Genomic DNA, 15,289 nt, shown 5'->3' on the forward strand with positions numbered 1-15,289 from the left:
CCAGAAAAGGCATGCGGCCATGCTACTCCACAGGTACTCAGTTTGGCTTTTCAAATGGCTTGTCGAAGGTGATTTTCGGGTCCTTCCACGGGCCTTCTACCTTGTACTGTACGCTGGCGAAACGCGAAACACGGTCGCCAATCAGCTTGTCGATCAGGAACAGCGCCCCGCCAATGGCCGGCGCGCCGACGATCAATGCAGCAATCGGCAGGTTGTTGGTGACCGGCAGCGTCACCAGCAACTTGGCATCGACGCGATCAGCCACCAGGTCCAGGGTGCCGTTGATCTCCAGGTTACTCGACGGGCCGGTCATGGTGATCGGCTCACGGGTTACAAACACGCCGTCACTGGCGGCCAGCAAGCCCTTGACCCGGTCATAACTCAAGCCCTTGCCAAGCAAGTCCGAGAAGTCCAGGCGCAGCCGGCGACCGATGGAGTTGAAGTTCAGCAAGCCAAACACCCGCAGGGCCTGCGCACCGCCGTCCACTTCAACAAACTGGCCTTTGCGGAAACTGGCGTCCAGGCTGCCGGAGAAACGCTTGGGACCTACCCAGGCCGGCGAACCCGGCCAGCGGCCGTCCACGTCCACGTGAAAATCTTCGCTGGTCACGCTCGGCGCAAATCCCCAGCCCTTGAGCACGTCGCCAATGTTCTTGCCATCGAGGCGGCCCTTGTACCAACTGCTGCTGGCACCGGGTGCACCTTCCCAACCGCCGGCGCCCTGGAGCACCATGCCCTTGAGCCCCAGGTTCAGGCTGTTGAACGCCATGCCCCTGGTGGTCGGGCGAACTTTCAGAGACCAGGCACCTACCAGGTCCGGGCCCTGGAACAACTGGGCAATCGAGATATCCAGCGCGGGAATATCCTTGGGATCAACATCAGCCAATGGGTCCGGCGCATTTTCATCCGCCTGCACGGTCGGATCCACCGCAGGCAGCTTCACGTACTGCAGGTTGACTGCAATCGGCGCGCCCTTGGCGTCCGGCAACCCCACGGTACCCTTGGCCTGCTGGCTGTCGAACTGCAAGCCCCAGGCAGCGGGTTTGCGGTCCAGCTGCAAGCTGACCTGGTCAAACTGGGTGCCGAAACCGGTCAGCTTGCCGACCTTGAAATCGGCCCCGCTCAACAACTGCTTGGCACTGCCACCCGGGTCGTTGCCGGCGTAGCGGTCTACGAGCTTTTTCCAGGGGTCGATATCCAGCTCCGACAACACGCCGCGGATTCGCAAGCCCTTGCCGGCCGGCAACACCGCATCGCCATCTCCCAGGAACAGCTCACCCCGGCCGTCGGCGAAATTGTCCGCCGGGGCGGCGAAGGTGAAGCTGCCCAACTCGCCATAATCGAACCAGTAACGGCGCTCCTTACCCTGCAAGGTCATGCGGAACACACTGTCGCGGCCCTGGCTCGCCGGCATGCCGAACGGCGCCGGCAGGTCCACGGCCACGCCCTTGAGGTTGGAGCTGACCATCAACTGGCTGTCGGCGCCATCGAGGTTGAGCTGCAATTGGTAGGGGATATCGCCGGACACCGGCAACGGCTGGCTGACCTTCAGCCAGTCAGTCAGCCGCTTGACGGTCACCTGCCCTTTCGCGGTGACGCGGGTGTTGAGGTCGCCTGGCTTGCCATCGGCGAAAATCTGCGCGGTGATCGGTCGGTCGAAGGCCTGGGCGCTGATGTTCTGGCCACTCAGGCCCTTGGCGCTGTCGAAGCGGAAATCACCCTTGAGCTGGCTCAGGTCCAGCGTAGGCTCGGCCAGTTGCAGGCGGGACTTGTCGGTCTTGAAATCCACCACGATCTTGGGATCGGCGCCCTTGGCCAGGGGAATATCCAGGTCCAGCTTGCCTTGCAGGTCGCCCTCGCCTTTCCAGCCGGCGAAGGTCGAGGCGGTGCCGATCGGCGCTTCCTGAAGGATTTTCAGGCCATCGCCCAGGCCACCGGCAAAGTTGCCGGTGAGCAGCAGGTGGCTGTCCTTGCCTTCGGGAGCGTGGGGAATGTTGACGTAGATATCATTGACCTTGGTGTCGAGCAACTGGCCCTTGCTGGCCAGGATGCGCACGCCGCTTTCCTCGACAAACACTTCACCCTTGACCTTGCTCACGTGCGGCCAGCCCGGCTGGAATGCCAGCTCGGCATCATGCACCTTGAAGAACAGGCTGATATTGCGCGAGGCAGGCAGTGCGTCGTGGTTCAGCGAGCCTTGGTACTGGAAGAAGCCCTCGTCCACTGCACCCTTGAGAATCGCAGTGCGCAGCCACTCATCGAGTGCCGGGCTCAACACCGCCGGCAGGTATTTGGGGGTGAAGCGGCCATCGCCGTCGACCATACCGACCCGCAGGTCCATGTAGTCTTCCTGGCTATGGTCGAAATGCAGGCGAATCAGGAAGTCGGCGGCGACCTTGCCCTCCTCACCCAGCACCTTGATATACGGCGCGATCAGGGTGAAGCCTTCCTTGTCGAGCTTCCACGTCAGGCGAGCGTTGGCCTGGATGTACTGCCAGGGCTTGGCGAAGATCGGAAACAGGTGCAAGGAGAAATCCTTGCTGTCCATGCGCAGCTCACCCTTGCCCAGGTCACCGCTGATGCTGCCGCTGACATTGCGGGCTGCCGGTGCGCCGAAGTAAGCGTCGAAACCAATACGGTCGAGGTTGGCCGCGAAGCTCACGCGCTGGTCGGTGGTGTCTTGAGGCCGATAATCCAGCAACACGTTCCGCAGCGTGCCGGTGGCCTTCAGATGATCCAGGGTGGTGGCCACGGCTTCCGGCAAGGGTGCCAAGGCGTGCAGCAATGGCGTGATCGGCGTCAGGTCGAGGTGATCGGCCTGCAGGTTCCAGACTTCCTGGGCCTTGTCGGTGGCCAGGGTTTGCTGCAGTTGCAGGCGCGATTCCCAGCGGGTGTCGCCGAGGTTCATTGCGAGCGAGTCAAACAGCACCTTGAGGCCGCTGTCACTGCGTTGCAGGTACGCAGTGAGGGCCAGGTTCTCAATATGAGTCGGCTTGCGATCGGCATAGCTGCCCTTGAGCTGCGGGGCGTTGAGGCGCACGGCGGCGCTTTGCACGGTGCCCTTGGCCCAGGTCAGCCAGAATTCGCCGCCAGCCTTGAGTTCGGTAAGTTTCCATTGCTGGGTCAGTTTTGCCGGGATCCATTTTGCCCAGTCACTCTGGGGCAAGCTCAGGTAAGCCTCGGCTTCGCCGTCTTTCCACTGGCTGGCGCGGATTCGGGTGCGCAGGTTCAACGCCAGGGGCTGGCCGTCGGGCAGGGTCAGGCGCGCGTCCAGGCGCTGGCGGTTGGCGCCGGTCTGCAGGCTCACGCCGACATAGGTCAAGGTCAGCGGAGCCTGGTCGAACGGCTGCAGCGTCACCTGGCTGTCGAGCAATGAAACCTGCCCGACCATTTGCATGCGCGTCAGCAGTTGTTCGGGATCCAGCGGCTGGTCATCCTGCACCGGCAGGCCTTGCAGCGCCCAGTGGCCGTCCTGGTCTTCCTTCACGCTGACTTGCAGGCCGCTGACTTCCAGGTGGGCAATGCGCACTTCACGCGCCAGCAGGCTGGCCCAGATATCCGGCACCACTTGCACCTGGTCCAGGCGCAGGGCGCTGCTGCCCTCGCCGACCATCACGTCGTGAGCCAACAATACCGGCGCGAAGCCACTCCAGCGCCCTTCCAGGCTGCCGATGTTCACGGGCATATCCAGCGCAGTACGCGCCTTGGCCTCGATTTCGCCACGGTATTCCGCCACCAACGGCGTCAATTCACGGCCCAGGCTCACGTACACCGCCGCCAATACCAGCAGCAAGGCGCACAGGCCGAGGCCCCAGCGGGTCAATGCGGCAAAAAAGCGTATCAGACGCTCCATGTCAGGCGACCCTCAAAGGCAATAGTCGGACGGCAGATCAAGGCCTGCCCGTCTCGTTGATAAGAACTAACGCGAATCAGAGCAGCACCACGTCATATTGTTCCTGGGAATACATGGTTTCGACCTGGAAGCGAATGGTGCGCCCGATAAAACCCTCCAGCTCGGCTACGTTGCCGGATTCTTCATCCAGCAAACGGTCGACCACCTTCTGGTTAGCCAGGACTCTATAGCCCTCGGCCTGGTAGGCGCGTGCCTCCCGTAAGATTTCCCGGAAAATCTCGTAGCAAACCGTTTCCGGGGTCTTCAACTTACCGCGCCCCTGGCAACTGCTGCACGGCTCGCACAGCACTTGCTCGAGGCTTTCGCGGGTGCGCTTGCGGGTCATCTGCACCAGGCCCAGCTCGGTGATGCCGATGATGTTGGTCTTGGCGTGATCGCGCTCCAGTTGCTTCTCCAGGGTACGCAGCACCTGGCGCTGGTGCTCTTCGTCTTCCATGTCGATGAAGTCGATGATGATGATCCCGCCCAGGTTGCGCAGGCGCAGCTGGCGGGCGATCGCGGTGGCCGCTTCGAGGTTGGTCTTGAAGATGGTTTCTTCGAGATTGCGATGGCCCACAAAGGCACCGGTATTCACGTCGATAGTGCTCATGGCTTCCGCCGGGTCCACTACCAGGTAACCGCCGGACTTGAGCGGCACTTTGCGCTCAAGGGCTTTCTGGATTTCGTCTTCGACGCCATACAGGTCGAAAATCGGCCGCTCGCCCGGGTAATGCTCCAGGCGATCGGCGATTTCCGGCATCAGCTCGGCAACAAATTGCGTAGTGCGCTGGAAGGTTTCCCGCGAGTCGATGCGAATTTTCTCGATCTTCGGGCTGACCAGGTCGCGCAAGGTGCGCAGGGCCAGGCCGAGATCTTCGTAGATCACGCTGGGGGCGCCAATGGTCTTGATCTGCGCGCCGATCTGGTCCCAGAGGCGGCGCAGGTAGCGGATGTCCATGAGGATTTCATCGGCACCGGCACCTTCTGCGGCAGTACGCAGGATAAAGCCGCCGGCCTCCTTGATACCTTCCAGCGCCACGCAGTCACTGACCACCTTTTTCAGGCGCTCGCGCTCGGCTTCGTCTTCGATTTTCAGGGAAATACCGACGTGGGCCGTGCGCGGCATGTACACCAGGTAGCGCGAAGGAATCGACAGTTGCGTGGTCAGGCGTGCGCCCTTTGAGCCAATCGGATCCTTGGTGACTTGCACCACCAGGCTCTGCCCTTCGTGCACCAGGGCGCTGATGCTTTCGACCGCCGGGCCTTCGCGCAGGGAGATTTCCGAAGCATGGATAAACGCAGCGCGGTCCAGGCCGATGTCGACGAACGCCGCTTGCATCCCCGGTAACACACGCACGACCTTGCCTTTATAAATATTGCCGACGATCCCGCGCTTTTGGGTGCGCTCGACGTGCACTTCTTGCAGAACACCGTTCTCTACCACCGCCACGCGCGATTCCATCGGCGTGATATTGATCAGAATCTCTTCACTCATGGCTGGGTCTCGTTCAGGCGTTTTCACAATAGTGACCGATCGCTTAAGGCTTGGCGCTGGAATACGGCGTTTAGCGCACGGTAAGGTTTTGCCAACAGGGTATGCCGAATTGGCCCAGCAGTTCTGCGGTTTCGCAGACCGGCAGGCCAACGACGGCAGAGTAGCTGCCATTGAGTCCGGCGACGAACACTGCCGCCAAGCCTTGGATAGCATAGCCGCCCGCCTTGTCCTGGGGCTCGCCGCTGTGCCAATAAGTGGTGGCTTCGTCCGCTGAAATCCTGCGAAAGCGCACACGACTGCTGACCAGCTGCGTTTCGCAACGCTGGCCGTCAATCAGGGCAATGGCCGTCAAGACTTCGTGTTCACGCTCGGAAAGGGCCAGCAACATGGCCAGGGCGTCGGCTTGATCCACGGGTTTACCGAGGATCCGGCCGTCGAGGATCACGGCTGTGTCCGCGCCCAGCACACAGGCGCCGGTGGCATCGGCCAAGGTCGCTCGACCGGCCGCAGCCTTGCCGCGCGCCAGGCGTTCTACGTAGGACGCGGGCGATTCATTTGTAAGGGGAGTTTCATCAATGGAGGCGCTGACGACGGTGAACGGCACGCCGATCTGTGTCAGCAGCTCACGCCGCCTCGGGGAGCCCGAGGCCAGATAAAGCGAATTCATGCAGACTCTCCCTGTAGGGTTCGATAACCAGGCAGAGCCTCGCGATCCATTCAATTGATTTTATAGCGACGACGCAATCCACGCAGGCCAAAACTGACCCAGGGCCACAACAGCGCGCTGACCAGCGCGGGCAACACCAGCGCCAGGGTCGGTTGGCGGTTGCCGGTCAAGGCGCTAAGCCACAGCTGTACCAACTGCGCCAGGCCGAAGATCACCAGGATCACCAGGCACTGTTGCCACATCGGGAACATCCGCAGGCGCTGCTGCAATGACAGCACCAGGAAGGTAATCAGGGTCAGGATCAACGCGTTCTGCCCGAGCAGGGTGCCGTAGAGCACATCCTCCATCAGCCCCAGGCACATGGCCGTGACCATCCCGACCTTGTGCGGCAGCGCCAGGGCCCAGAACGCCAGCAGCAAGGCGAGCCACAGCGGGCGCAGGATCTCCATGAATTGCGGCAGCGGCGAAACGCTGAGCAGCAAGCCGATGGCAAAGGTCAGCCAGACGATCCAGCCGTTACGCGAATGAGTACCGGCCATTATTCTTCCCTCTGCCGAGTGGTTGCCGGGGCCGCGGCCGGTGGTTTGGCGGCGGCGGGCGGTTTGGCAGCGGCAGGTGTTGCAGCCGCAGGCTTGGCCGGACGCGCGCTATGGGCCACAGGCTTGACCGGTGTCGCAACCGGCGCGGCTGGCGTTGCCGGAGCGGCTGCCGGGGCAGCAGGTGCCGCCGGTTTTGGCACGGTGGCCGGAATGATCGGCGCGGTGCCGTTTTGCTTGTCTTCCGCTTCCTGGGCCTGGGCGGCTTCGTTGGCACGCTCTTCCGGGGTGCGGTTGTCACTGAACACCAGCAAGAGGTAACGGCTGCGGTTCAATGCGGCGGTCGGCACGGCACGCACAATGGCGAACGGCTGGCCGGAATCGTGGATCACTTCCTTGACCGTCGCGACCGGGTAGCCTGCCGGGAACCGCTGACCCAGGCCGGAGCTGACCAGCAGGTCGCCTTCCTTGATGTCGGCGGTGTCTGCGACGTGACGCAACTCCAGGCGTTCCGGGTTACCGGTACCGCTGGCAATCGCCCGCAGGCCGTTGCGGTTTACTTGCACCGGGATGCTGTGGGTGGTGTCGGTCAGCAACAGCACGCGGGAGGTATAAGGCATCAACTCCACCACCTGGCCCATCAAGCCACGGGCATCGAGCACCGGTTGGCCAAGGACTACGCCGTCACGCTCACCCTTGTTGATGATGATGCGATGGGTGAAGGGGTTCGGATCCATACCGATCAACTCGGCCACTTCGACCTTCTCATTGACCAGCGCAGAGGAATTGAGCAACTCGCGCAGCCGAACGTTCTGCTCGGTGAGGGCCGCGAGCTTTTGCATGCGCCCCTGCAGCAGCAGGTTTTCGGTCTTGAGTTTTTCGTTCTCCGCCACCAGTTCGGTGCGGCTGCCAAATTGACTGGCGACACCCTGATAGAGACGCTGCGGCAGGTCAGTGATCCAGTACGTCTGCATCAGGACCAGCGACATCTGGCTACGCACTGGCTTGAGCAGTGTGAAGCGGGCATCGACCACCATCAGCGCAACCGATAGCACGACCAGCACCAACAGGCGCACGCCCAATGAGGGGCCTTTGGAAAAAAGCGGTTTAATAAGCCGCTCCTCCCAGGCAAATGTTTTCTTTATTCATACGGCATCAAACCGGCCTGGATGCAGATTGAAGAAGATAAACGCCAACAGGCAGCACTGCAAAGTGCTGCCTGTGAGCGAAACATGGGCAAACCAGCAAATTCTTATTCGCTGGAGAGCAGGTCCATGGTGTGTTTATCCATCATTTCCAGTGCACGGCCACCGCCGCGGGCGACGCAGGTCAACGGGTCTTCAGCGACGATCACTGGCAAACCGGTTTCCTGGGCCAGCAACTTGTCGAGGTCGCGCAGCAAGGCGCCACCACCGGTCAGTACCAGGCCACGCTCGGCGATATCGGAAGCCAGTTCCGGAGGCGATTGCTCCAGGGCGCTCTTCACCGCCTGAACGATGGTGGCCAGGGACTCTTGCAGAGCTTCCAGCACTTCATTGGAGTTCAGGGTGAAGGCACGTGGAACGCCTTCGGCCAGGTTGCGACCGCGAACATCGACTTCGCGAACTTCGCCGCCCGGGTAAGCGGTACCGATTTCCTGCTTGATGCGCTCGGCGGTGGATTCGCCGATCAGGCTGCCGTAGTTGCGACGCACGTAGGTGATGATCGCTTCGTCGAAGCGGTCGCCGCCAACCCGTACGGATTCGGCATACACCACACCATTGAGGGAGATCAGGGCGATTTCAGTGGTACCACCACCGATATCCACCACCATCGAACCGCGCGCTTCTTCAACCGGCAGGCCGGCACCGATCGCAGCGGCCATTGGCTCTTCAATCAGGAACACTTCACGGGCACCGGCGCCAAGGGCCGACTCACGGATGGCACGACGTTCCACCTGGGTGGACTTGCACGGAACGCAGATCAGCACACGAGGGCTGGGCTGCAGGAAACTGTTTTCGTGAACCTTGTTGATGAAGTACTGCAGCATCTTTTCGCAGACACTGAAGTCAGCAATCACGCCATCCTTCATCGGACGAATGGCAGCAATGTTGCCCGGTGTTCGGCCCAACATGCGCTTGGCCTCGGTGCCAACGGCAACGACACTTTTCTGATTACCATGGGTCCGAATGGCCACAACCGATGGCTCATTCAGGACGATACCGCGCTCGCGCACGTAAATAAGGGTGTTGGCAGTGCCCAGGTCGATGGAAAGATCGCTGGAAAACATGCCACGCAGTTTCTTGAACATGGGAAAGGGACCCTAGGCAACGCGTGGGTAAAAAAGTGCGGCAAACTCTAACAACGACAGGGATTTTGGGCAAGGCGCCAATGTGCTAAATTGGCCGACTTTCTGTGCACCAACCCCCACAATCGCGGCCATATGACCGTAGAAATGCGGTAGTGTTCCTACAATCTAACACACGGATAGCTTCCGTTCTGTTTTCCACTGGAGAATCCCATGGCGCTTGAACGCTCCGACGTGGAAAAAATCGCTCATTTGGCCTGCCTGGGCCTCAATGAAGCCGATCTTCCACAGACCACCGCAGCCCTGAACAGCATTCTCGGGCTGGTCGACCAAATGCAAGCCGTGAATACCGACGGCATCGAGCCCCTGGCTCACCCGCTGGAAGCCAGCCAGCGCCTGCGCGCCGACGTCGTGACCGAGCGCAATAATCGCGAGGCTTACCAGTCCATCGCGCCAGCGGTCGAAAACGGCCTGTACCTGGTTCCGAAAGTCATCGACTAAAGGGAAAGAGCCTGCAATGCATCAATTGACTCTGGCCGAGATCGCCCGCGGTCTCGCCGACAAAAAGTTTTCTTCCGAAGAGCTGACCACGACCCTGCTGGCGCGTATCGCCGAGCTGGACCCTAAGGTCAACAGCTTCATCAGCATCACCGAAGAGCTGGCCCTGAGCCAGGCCAAGGCCGCCGACACACGTCGCGCCAACGGTGAGAACGGCGCCCTGTTGGGTGCGCCGATTGCCCACAAGGACCTGTTCTGCACCCAGGGCATTCGCACCAGTTGCGGCTCGAAGATGCTCGACAATTTCAAGGCGCCCTACGACGCCACTGTGGTCGCCAAGCTGGCCGCTGCCGGGGCCGTGACCCTGGGCAAGACCAACATGGACGAATTCGCCATGGGCTCGGCCAACGAGTCGAGCCACTACGGCGCGGTGAAAAACCCGTGGAACCTCGAGCACGTGCCCGGCGGTTCGTCCGGTGGTTCGGCGGCCGCGGTTGCCGCTCGTCTGTTACCTGCCGCCACGGCCACCGACACTGGCGGCTCGATCCGCCAACCGGCCGCTTTCACCAACCTCACCGGTCTGAAACCGACCTACGGTCGCGTTTCCCGCTGGGGCATGATTGCCTACGCCTCCAGTCTCGACCAGGGCGGCCCCCTGGCACGCACCGCTGAAGACTGCGCAATTTTGTTACAAGGCATGGCAGGCTTCGATCCGCAGGACTCCACCAGCATTGATGAACCCGTGCCGGACTACAGCGCCAGCCTGAATACCTCGATCAAAGGCCTGCGCATCGGCGTGCCGAAAGAGTATTTCAGCGCCGGCCTCGACCCGCGCATCGCCGAACTGGTGCACAACAGCGTCAAGGAGCTGGAAAAGCTCGGCGCCGTGATCAAGGAAATCAGCCTGCCGAACAACCAGCACGCGATTCCGGCCTACTACGTGATCGCCCCGGCAGAAGCGTCCTCCAACCTGTCGCGGTTCGACGGCGTGCGCTTCGGCTACCGCTGCGAAAACCCGAAAGACCTCACCGACCTGTACAAGCGCTCCCGTGGCGAAGGTTTCGGCGCGGAAGTACAACGCCGGATCATGGTCGGTGCCTACGCCCTGTCGGCCGGCTACTACGACGCGTACTACCTCAAGGCGCAAAAGATCCGTCGCCTGATCAAGAACGACTTCATGGCTGCCTTTAATGAAGTCGACGTGATCCTCGGCCCAACCACGCCGAACCCGGCCTGGAAGATCGGCGCCAAGACCGGCGACCCGATCGCCGAGTACCTGGAAGACCTGTACACCATCACCGCCAACCTCGCCGGTCTGCCGGGCTTGTCCATGCCTGCAGGTTTCGTCGATGGCTTGCCGGTGGGCGTGCAACTGCTCGCCCCGTATTTCCAGGAAGGCCGCCTGCTCAATGTGGCGCACCAGTACCAGTTGAACACTGACTGGCACACTCGCACCCCTACCGGCTTCTGAGGAGAACACTATGCAATGGGAAGTCGTGATCGGGCTGGAGATTCATACCCAGCTCGCCACCCAATCGAAGATTTTCTCCGGTAGCGCCACCACGTTCGGCGCAGAACCCAACACCCAGGCCAGCCTGGTAGACCTGGGCATGCCCGGCGTGCTGCCGGTGCTGAACCAGGAAGCGGTGCGCATGGCGGTGATGTTCGGCCTCGCCATCGATGCCGAGATCGGCCAGCACAACGTGTTCGCCCGCAAGAACTACTTCTACCCGGACCTGCCCAAGGGCTACCAGATCAGCCAGATGGAATTGCCGATCGTCGGCAAGGGCTACCTGGACATCCCGCTGGAAGACGGCACCATCAAACGTGTCGGCGTGACCCGTGCGCACCTGGAAGAAGATGCCGGCAAGAGCCTGCATGAAGAATTCAACGGCGCCACCGGCATCGACCTGAACCGCGCCGGCACCCCGCTGCTGGAGATCGTTTCCGAGCCGGACATGCGCAGCGCCAAGGAAGCCGTGGCCTACGTCAAGACGATCCACGCGCTGGTGCGTTACCTCGGGATCTGCGACGGCAACATGGCCGAAGGCTCCCTGCGTTGCGACTGCAACGTGTCGGTGCGGCCAAAAGGCCAGGCCGAGTACGGCACCCGCTGCGAGATCAAGAACGTCAACTCGTTCCGTTTCATCGAGAAGGCGATCAACACCGAAGTACGTCGCCAGATCGAGCTGATCGAAGACGGCGGCAAGGTGATCCAGCAGACCCGCCTGTACGACCCGAACAAAGACGAAACCCGCGCCATGCGCAGCAAGGAGGAAGCCAACGACTACCGTTACTTCCCCGATCCGGACCTGCTGCCGGTGGTCATCGAGGACTCGTTCCTGGCTGACGTGCGCGCCACGCTGCCGGAACTGCCACCGCAGAAACGCGAGCGTTTCCAGGCGCAGTTCGGGCTTTCGGTGTATGACGCAAGCGTGCTGGCGTCGAGCCGCGAGCAAGCCAACTACTTCGAAAAAGTCGTGAGCATTGCCGGCGACGCCAAACTGGCGGCCAACTGGGTGATGGTTGAGCTGGGCAGCCTGTTGAACAAACAGGGCCTGGAAATCGACGAAGCACCGGTGTCGGCAGAACAGTTGGGCGGCATGTTGCTGCGGATCAAGGACAACACCATCTCCGGCAAAATCGCCAAGACCGTGTTTGAAGCCATGGCCGCCGGCGAAGGCAACGCTGACGAGATCATCGAAAAGCGCGGCCTGAAGCAAGTCACCGACAGCGGCGCGATTTCGGCCGTGCTCGACGAGATGCTGGCAGCCAATGCCGAGCAGGTTGAACAATACCGTGCGGCGGATGAAGCCAAGCGGGGCAAGATGTTCGGCTTCTTTGTCGGCCAGGCGATGAAAGCCTCCAAAGGCAAGGCCAACCCGCAACAGGTCAACGAACTGCTGAAAAGCAAACTCGAAGGCTAAACGCGGTGAAATGGTCGGAGCAGGACCTCACGTCCAACTCTGACCCCTTGTGGGAGCGGGCTTGTGTGGGAGCGGGCTTGCTCGCGAAAGCGGTGGATCAGTCAGCCTATTCGTTGCCTGACACACTGCATTCGCGAGCAAGCCCGCTCCCACCCAAGCCCGCTCCCACATCTGTAAGGGGGAAACCTTGAAAATGAAGCGTCTACTCGGCCTGTTAGCCCTGTTCTCTCTGCTCGCCGGCTGCGCCAGCGGCCTCATCGACCCCAACGGCTATGACGAAACCGGCTCCGCGTCCTACTACGGCGCCAAACACCACGGCAACCGCACTGCCAGCGGTGAACCGTTCAACCAGAATGCCCTGACCGCCGCCCATCGTCGCCTGCCCTTCGGCACGCAGGTGAAGGTCACCAATCTCGACAACAACAAAAGCGTCGTTGTCCGCATCAATGATCGCGGCCCGCATACCCGTGGGCGCCTGATCGACCTTTCACGCAAGGCCGCCGAACAGATCGGTATGATCGGCAGCGGCACCGCGCGCGTTCGCGTGCAAGCCCTCAGCAACTGACCGACGGAGCCCAGGCCATTTCCGCATTAACCGCCCTCTCGCCCTTTAGCCTGATCGAACTGATCAGCGGCCTGCTGCTGTTGATCTTCGGCGCAGAAGTATTAGTACGCGCCGCCGTGCGCCTGGCGGCCAGCCTCAAGGTGCGCCCGCTGATCATCGGCCTGAGCATCGTCGCCTTCGGCAGCAGCGCGCCGCAGATAGCGATCAGCTTGCAAGCGACCCTGGCGGACAACACCGACATCGCCGTGGGCAGTGTGATCGGCAGCAGCATCTTCAACACCCTCGTGACCCTTGGCCTGGCAGCCCTGATCATTCCGCTGCGGGTCTCCCGGCAACTGGTACGCCTGGATATCCCGATGATGATCATCGCCAGCCTGCTGGTGTTTGTGCTAGCCGCCAATGAAGAACTCACGCCGATCGATGGCCTGTTACTGCTGGTGGCCCTGGTGGCCTACCTCGGCGTGCTGCTCTACCAGACCCGCCACTCCCGCCGCCCGCGCACCCGGGACACTGTGGTGCAGGCGCCGTGGCTGAGCAGCGTGCTGCTGATGCTCGGTGGACTGTTGATCCTCGTACTGGCCGGGCACCTGCTGCTGGGCGCGGCGGTGGACGTGGCCTCTGACCTGGGCCTGTCGGAACGCATCATCGGCCTGACGCTGATTGGCGTCGGCACTTCCCTGCCCTGCCTGGCCACCTCGCTGATCGCCGCCCTGCGCGGCCAGCGGGAAATTGCCGTGGGCAACGTGATCGGCAGCAACCTGTTCAACCTGCTTGGGGTGCTGGGCTTTACCGCCCTCGTGGCGCCCTCGCCGTTGTCGGTGTCGCCCAATGCCCTGGATTTCGACCTGCCGGTAATGCTCGGCGTGGTCGCCCTGTGCCTGCCGGTGTTTTATTCGGGCTACCGCGTCACCCGGGCCGAAGGCCTGGTGTTCCTGGGCCTGTACCTGGTGTACGGGCTGCACGTGGTGTCGTTCACCTTCGGCATGCCGCTGGCCAACAAGCTTGAACAACTGATGCTGTATTACGTCCTGCCAGCGCTGGTGGCTTTCCTGTTGTTCACCTCGCTGCAAGCCTGGCGCCGCCAACACAAGAGGGAATCGCAATGACCGAACAGAAAAAGCCCGGCGTTGAAATGCGCCGCCAGGTGATGGGTGATGTGTTTGTCGATCGGGCGCTGGGCAATGCCACGGAGTTCAGCCAGCCGCTGCAGGATTTCGTCAACGAGCATGCCTGGGGCAGCGTGTGGAATCGCGAAGGGTTGCCGCTGAAAACCCGCAGCCTGATCACCCTCGCCGCGTTGACCGCCCTCAAGTGCCCGCAGGAACTCAAGGGCCACGTGCGCGGCGCGCTGAACAACGGTTGCACCGTGGAGGAGATTCGCGAGGCGCTGCTGCATTGTGCGGTGTATGCCGGTGTGCCGGCGGCGATTGACGCCTTCCGCGCCGCGCAGGAAGTGATCGACAGCTACCAGAAAGACGCCTAGATCCAGCCACCCGCCTGCAACACGAAAATCCCGATATTCGTGGTCACCGCCGCCATCAGGGTGGTGATCACGATAATCGCGGCCGCCAGTTCATGATTGCCCTGCGCCGCCCGCGCCATGACAAAACTGGCCGCCGCCGTGGGCGCGCCGAAGTACAGGAACAGAATCCCCAACTCCGGCCCGCGAAACCCCAGCAGCCACGCCCCCAGGGTCGCGATCACCGGCAGCCAGACCATCTTCATCAGGCTGGCACTCAGGGCCATGTCGCCGCTTTTACGCAGCGCCGCCAACGACAACGTGCCACCGATACAGATCAACGCCAATGGCAAGGTCATGTCCGCCAGGTACTGCCCGGAGGATTCCAGCCAGCCAGGCAAGCCGATCTGGAAATACGCGAAGGGCGCCGCCGCGATCACGCTGATGATCAACGGGTTGGCCAGCACGCTTTTGAAAATGCTCCACGGGTCGGACTTGATCACCGGGCTGTACACCGCCAGCACAATGGTCGACAGGGTGTTGTAGAACAGGATCACCAGCGCCGCGAGCACCGCGCCAAGGGAAATCCCGTAGTCACCGTACATACTGGCGGCCAGGGCCAGGCCGATCACCCCGTTGTTACCGCGAAACGCGCCTTGGGCATAGATGCCGCGATCTTCCCGCGGGCACCGAAAGATCGCCCAGCCCCAGGCCAGGGCGAAGCTCAGCAGCGTAGCGACGGCGAAGTAGATCAGCAGGCCGGGCTTGAGGGCTGAATGCAGGTCGGCATGGAGAATCCCGAGGAACAGCAACGCTGGCATGGTGACGTTGAACACCAGGGCCGAAGCGATGTGGATAAAGTTGTCGTTGATCCAGTTGATGCGCTTGAGCAGGACGCCCAGGAACAGCATGGCAAACACCGGCGCGGTGATGTTCAGGGTTTGTAGGAAGATAGCCAGCATG

At 61.8% G+C, this 15,289-nt stretch carries 13 protein-coding genes; 6 read left to right on the plus strand and 7 right to left on the minus strand.

Annotated features, from left to right (window positions below; all coding sequences use genetic code 11):
* Positions 1-37 precede the first annotated feature (37 nt).
* The 6 genes from V6607_RS28070 to mreB form a co-directional block, all read right to left on the minus strand.
* Positions 38-3,853, minus strand: a complete 3,816-nt coding sequence (locus V6607_RS28070; RefSeq protein WP_134327316.1) for a YhdP family protein — start codon at positions 3,851-3,853, stop codon at positions 38-40.
* A 76-nt stretch (positions 3,854-3,929) separates the two neighbouring features.
* Entirely contained in the window at positions 3,930-5,387 is a 1,458-nt protein-coding gene (gene rng / locus V6607_RS28075; protein WP_003216085.1) for a ribonuclease G, read from the minus strand.
* Between the two features lie 70 nt (positions 5,388-5,457).
* Complete coding sequence (locus V6607_RS28080; RefSeq protein WP_338742105.1) at positions 5,458-6,054, minus strand: nucleoside triphosphate pyrophosphatase; 597 nt, start codon at positions 6,052-6,054, stop codon at positions 5,458-5,460.
* 50 nt (positions 6,055-6,104) lie between these two features.
* Positions 6,105-6,593: a rod shape-determining protein MreD gene (gene mreD / locus V6607_RS28085; RefSeq protein ID WP_003216081.1), complete on the minus strand. Its 489-nt coding sequence runs from the start codon at positions 6,591-6,593 to the stop codon at positions 6,105-6,107.
* The gene (gene mreC, locus V6607_RS28090) at positions 6,593-7,702 is read right to left on the minus strand and encodes a rod shape-determining protein MreC (RefSeq protein WP_080673268.1); all 1,110 of its coding nucleotides are present in this window, start codon (positions 7,700-7,702) and stop codon (positions 6,593-6,595) included. The genes mreD and mreC overlap by 1 nt, the downstream gene beginning before the upstream one ends.
* Before the next feature lie 140 nt (positions 7,703-7,842).
* Positions 7,843-8,880, minus strand: coding sequence for a rod shape-determining protein MreB (mreB, locus tag V6607_RS28095; RefSeq protein ID WP_002555108.1), 1,038 nt, complete (start codon positions 8,878-8,880; stop codon positions 7,843-7,845).
* Positions 8,881-9,090: 210 nt separating this feature from the next.
* Here mreB and gatC point away from each other — a divergent pair, with 210 nt between their 5' ends.
* The 6 genes from gatC (at position 9,091) to V6607_RS28125 (ending at position 14,350) form a co-directional block, all read left to right on the plus strand.
* Positions 9,091-9,378 carry an Asp-tRNA(Asn)/Glu-tRNA(Gln) amidotransferase subunit GatC gene (gene gatC / locus V6607_RS28100; RefSeq protein ID WP_003216077.1) on the plus strand — a complete coding sequence of 96 codons (288 nt, stop codon included), beginning with the start codon at positions 9,091-9,093 and terminating at the stop codon, positions 9,376-9,378.
* Positions 9,379-9,394: 16 nt separating this feature from the next.
* Positions 9,395-10,846 (plus strand): Asp-tRNA(Asn)/Glu-tRNA(Gln) amidotransferase subunit GatA, encoded by a 1,452-nt coding sequence (gatA, locus tag V6607_RS28105; RefSeq protein WP_008437245.1) that lies wholly within the window; start codon positions 9,395-9,397, stop codon positions 10,844-10,846.
* 10 nt (positions 10,847-10,856) lie between these two features.
* A complete protein-coding gene (gatB, locus tag V6607_RS28110; RefSeq protein WP_003216073.1) occupies positions 10,857-12,302 on the plus strand; it encodes an Asp-tRNA(Asn)/Glu-tRNA(Gln) amidotransferase subunit GatB in 1,446 nt (481 codons plus the stop codon).
* 193 nt (positions 12,303-12,495) lie between these two features.
* Positions 12,496-12,867, plus strand: a complete 372-nt coding sequence (locus V6607_RS28115; RefSeq protein ID WP_003216071.1) for a septal ring lytic transglycosylase RlpA family protein — start codon at positions 12,496-12,498, stop codon at positions 12,865-12,867.
* Positions 12,868-12,926: 59 nt separating this feature from the next.
* Entirely contained in the window at positions 12,927-13,973 is a 1,047-nt protein-coding gene (locus tag V6607_RS28120; RefSeq protein ID WP_256662433.1) for a calcium/sodium antiporter, read from the plus strand.
* Positions 13,970-14,350, plus strand: coding sequence for a carboxymuconolactone decarboxylase family protein (locus V6607_RS28125; RefSeq protein WP_003216068.1), 381 nt, complete (start codon positions 13,970-13,972; stop codon positions 14,348-14,350). Before V6607_RS28120 ends, V6607_RS28125 begins: the two co-directional genes overlap by 4 nt.
* Here V6607_RS28125 and V6607_RS28130 read toward each other — a convergent pair.
* Positions 14,347-15,288, minus strand: a complete 942-nt coding sequence (locus tag V6607_RS28130; RefSeq protein ID WP_134327319.1) for an AEC family transporter — start codon at positions 15,286-15,288, stop codon at positions 14,347-14,349. The genes V6607_RS28125 and V6607_RS28130 overlap by 4 nt on opposite strands.
* Position 15,289: the final 1 nt, after the last annotated feature.

The sequence above is a fragment of the Pseudomonas sp. KK18 genome (assembly GCF_037094675.1).
Taxonomy (GTDB): Bacteria; Pseudomonadota; Gammaproteobacteria; order Pseudomonadales; family Pseudomonadaceae; genus Aquipseudomonas.